Origin of the sequence: Methylophaga sp. UBA5088 (assembly GCF_002414625.1) — a bacterium.
Lineage (GTDB): Bacteria > Pseudomonadota > Gammaproteobacteria > Nitrosococcales > Methylophagaceae > Methylophaga > Methylophaga marina.
In genome coordinates, this window is the sequence record NZ_DIAC01000008.1 from 1 (window position 1) to 4,457 (window position 4,457).

3 protein-coding genes are annotated in these 4,457 nt (G+C 42.7%); 2 read left to right on the forward strand and 1 reads right to left on the reverse strand.

Annotated elements, in window-relative coordinates; all coding sequences use genetic code 11:
* Window positions 1-1,340 (forward strand): TonB-dependent receptor (locus B4K20_RS00545; RefSeq protein WP_289281480.1); only part of this gene is annotated, 1,340 nt, incomplete at its 5' end.
* Window positions 1,341-1,482: 142 nt separating this feature from the next.
* On the opposite strand, the gene B4K20_RS00550 is transcribed toward B4K20_RS00545, so the two are convergent.
* A complete protein-coding gene (locus B4K20_RS00550) occupies window positions 1,483-2,811 on the reverse strand; it encodes an MATE family efflux transporter (RefSeq protein WP_286305169.1) in 1,329 nt (442 codons plus the stop codon).
* Window positions 2,812-3,104: 293 nt separating this feature from the next.
* On the opposite strand from B4K20_RS00550, the gene lepA reads away from it, so the two are divergent.
* The coding region (gene lepA / locus B4K20_RS00555) for a translation elongation factor 4 (RefSeq protein ID WP_289281481.1) at window positions 3,105-4,457 on the forward strand (1,353 nt) is incomplete at its 3' end.

Here is a 4,457-nt window from a genome sequence, read left to right on the forward strand (position 1 = left end):
AAGGCAGCAAATTCGACCAGGACTTTCTTTTTGCCAAAGTTGTTGGTCACCTGACTGATAGTCAGACAGTTCGTCTGAGTTATCAGAAACGTACCGATGATGGTGAAAGACCATTCAGACCGCAATGGCCTGTTCTTTCCTGGAATCCACTAGCTCCTCTAGAGCTGGAACGCGAAACCGTCACGTTCAATTATGAATTGAACCCTATTGATAACCCATATCTTGATTTGGGCCTTACTGTGTATAACATCGAGTCAGAACTGAAGCGAACTGGTGAACGAGATCCTTACATCGGGACAGGTGAAAGCAAAGGTCTCGATTTGAGAAATACTTCGATCTTCGGGATGCACAAAGTGACTTACGGTATTGATTACCGTGAGGATGAAACTTACGCAGGGCCTCCGAGTGACGAGCGTGCACTGAAGGAAAATGTAAAAGTTAAAGGTGTTTATATTCAGGATGATATTCAAATCACCGATGCGCTACTTTTAAGTGCGGGTCTGAGATACGATGACTATGAACTGAATGATGCTGATAATCAAAAGTTTGAGGAAGATGAAGTCAGTCATAACATTGGTATTAACTATCACTTTACTGATAACTGGAGTGCTTTCGCCTCTTATTCGGAAGCTTTCAAAGGACCTACATCTCAGGATGCTTATAAGCTATTCGGTAGCTATGATGCAGACCTAAAACCAGAAGATGCCGACAATACTGAATTTGGTGTCGCCTATGAATCAAGAACTTGGTTTGGATCTGCCAAAGTTTATCGTTCAAACATTGATGACATCATCGCTGATCGCGTTGGTGGAGGAGCGGCGGCTGGAACAATCTTCGAAAATGTGGGCGATCTGGAATCAGATGGTTATGTACTGGAGATTGGTCGTCGTTGGGAAAAATTGATGGGTCGCTTGAGTTATCACCATAATGATATCGAAATTGCTGGCCAGGATGCGGGAGGCTACTCAACAAATGGACAAGCTAACACCATTGGTGACAGTTTGGTTGCTACCCTAGATTATCAGATGAATTCTACCTGGACATTCGGCTGGAATGCACAGTTTGTGAAAAGAGAAGACAATGTTGATTTGTATGCACCTGTCTGGTTACCAGAGGGCACTAAAATAGATAAGCCAGGCTATGCCATACACGATTTTTATGCACAGTGGCGTCCTTCTAGTACAGAAGATGTCGCAATCACACTGACTGTTCGAAATGTCTTTGATAAATATTATCTAGATCATGCCAGCGTAGCTGATATTGCAGATGTGAATGATGGCGTCAGTGGTTTCGCAGAACCTGGTCGTGATGTTCGCCTGAGCGTTGCTTGGCAGTTCTAATTTCCCCAACCGTCTGAATACTCTCAGACTTTGCTATGAGCCAGATAATGTATGTTATCTGGCTTTTTTTTTGCCTGATGATTCATGACATATGAATTTTGTTGCCATTCTTCTGTTTTTAAAAAAGATACTTTAGCGATGTTTAATTCATTTTTTTTGGGCGATATCGGATAAATAAGAGGATAGCGAGTAAAAATGTCAGCCATTCTGAGAGTGGTAAAGCAATAAGAAATTCAGGCTCTGGAAGTAACCAAGACAAAACGAGTAACAATGCAATAGGCAAGAATAACCCTCTCGATAACGCGATGGCCATAGAGGGAATCGGTTGCTGGATGGCCGTTAAATAAATAGAAAGAATCACATTAACACCATTTATCAAAAATAACGGCCACAATAGAGAAATAAAGTGTTTGGATAATTGCATCGTGTGTTCGGCTGTTTTATCCAGAAACAGGCTGCTGATGTGTTCTGGGAAATAGAGCAAGCACAGTGTCACACTGATACTGATGCAAAGAATACCGATGATGGCTGTTAGCATAAACTGACTGATTCGCTGGGTATTTCGGGCCCCATGATTTTGACTGACCACCAAATGTAATGCATCAGATATGCCGTAATACAGCATCAGACTGATAAAGATCAGGTAATTAATGACGGCAAAAGCCGCGATACCCTCAACATCAAGCCGACTGACTAAAATCCAGTTCAATACCAGGATGACCAATCCCCCAGAGATTTCATTGATAAACTCTGATCTGCCATTAAACATTACGGGTTTTATTTCTGATTTATTATGTTGGATGAATGAAAAAGTTAACTTTTTCTGAGATCGTAAAAAATAACGACTTAACATAATCAGTTGTATGGTTTGTGCAATGGCTGTTGCAGCGGCAGCGCCTTTTAGTCCCCATTCGAATACGATAATAAACACAGCATCCAGAATAATATTAATGATGGCGCCGCTGATTAATGCAACTGAAGCGAGTGTTTGAGCATTATCCTGACGAATAAAGTAATACATCACCATCGTAGAAATCTGAATAAGCAATACAGCACTGATGATCAGAAAATAAGGCCTGATTAACGTTAGTATGGAGGTGGGCGTGCCGAGAAAAAGCAATATAGCGTCAGTGAATAACCAGGAAAAAAGCAGAAAACCAAGTCCAATAACGACAATAATAAGCAGGCACTGGCTAAAGACATCGGATGCTGATTGAAAACGTTTCTGACCAATATAATAGCCCGCTCGAACGGCTCCTCCAATGGAAAACATTAAAGCCAGTCCAAATATCAAAGACAGATAGGGAATCAGTAAATTGATGGCTGCGAGCCCCTGAGCACTGACAAATTGGCCGACAAAAATACCATCTACGATACTGGCCGTAGTGATGGCTAATAAGCCCAAAATGGAGGGGATGGCATAGCTTAAGAAGGTTTTTATGATGGGACCCGTCAGGACCGATTTATCCATGGTAATTATTGTCCACAAAAGTACTGTATTGCTATTGAGATGATCTGACTCAGAAGTCTTCTCAGCCATGAGCGAAGACAGAGTGTCAGACTGGTATTCAGAAGTCACGTTTTTATCTAAGGCGTGTCGAGATTATCGTTTTGTCATAGTGAAATGCGTATAATGTGGGATCATTTGCTGAGCGCGTGACTCAAAGGCCTATATCATCTGCCAGCGGGAACAATGCATGTCATGCAAAATCTATGTTAACTGTTCGGAATGGCCACCGACGTCACTAATGAAAATGTAACTAAATGAACAATATACGTAACTTTTCTATCATCGCACATATCGATCATGGTAAATCCACCATTGCTGATCGGTTTATTCAAATTTGTGGTGGTCTGACTGACCGGGAAATGTCCCAGCAAGTGCTAGATTCTATGGATATTGAGCGCGAACGTGGTATTACCATCAAAGCGCAAAGCGTATCACTGGAATACAAAGCACGCGATGGGGAAACTTATCAGCTGAATTTCATCGATACACCCGGACACGTCGACTTTTCTTATGAAGTATCCCGCTCTCTTGCTGCTTGTGAAGGGGCATTATTAGTCGTTGATGCGGCGCAGGGTGTGGAAGCACAAAGTGTGGCGAACTGCTACACCGCCATTGATTTAGGCTTAGAAGTATTGCCAGTTCTGAATAAAATTGATTTACCTTCGGCAGAACCGGAACGTGTTGCCCAAGAAATTGAAGACATTATCGGCGTCGATGCTATGGATGCTGTACGTTGTAGTGCCAAAACTGGTATTGGTATTGAAGACGTACTGGAAGAGCTGGTGGCAAAAGTCCCTGCGCCAAAAGGTAATCCAGACGCACCTCTTAAAGCCCTCATTATTGATTCCTGGTTTGACAGCTACGTGGGTGTTATTTCATTGGTACGTATTGTCGATGGCTCACTTAAGCACAAAGATAAAATAAAAGTCATGTCGACAGGGCAGGAATATCAAGTCGATCAAGTAGGTACTTTCACACCTAAACGCACACCATGTAACGTGCTGGATTGTGGTGACGTGGGTTACGTCATTTCAGGGGTCAAGGAAATTGATGGGGCACCGGTAGGTGACACCTTAACGCACGCACACCATGGTGCAGATAAAATGCTGCCCGGTTTCAAAGAAGTAACCCCACAAGTCTATGCCGGTATTTTCCCTGTCAGCAGTGATGATTACGAAAACTTCCGTGAAGCCTTGTCGAAATTACGCCTAAATGATGCTTCATTATTTTATGAACCTGAAAGCTCACAAGCCTTAGGATTTGGTTTCCGTTGTGGTTTCCTGGGGCTGTTGCATATGGAAATCATTCAGGAACGATTGGAACGTGAATACGATCTTGATCTGATCACAACAGCGCCGACCGTTGTGTTTGAAGTTCTCAAGAAAAATGGCGAAGTCGAACGGGTTGAAAATCCATCATCGCTACCTGATGTTGGCACCATTGAAGAAATACGTGAACCTATCGTCAGAGCGGATATTCTGGTGCCACAAGACCATTTAGGCGCTGTGATTACCTTATGCGTTGAAAAACGTGGTGTGCAGAAGAATATGCAGTATATGGGAAAACAGGTTGCGTTAACCTATGAACTTCCTATGAATGAAGTGGTC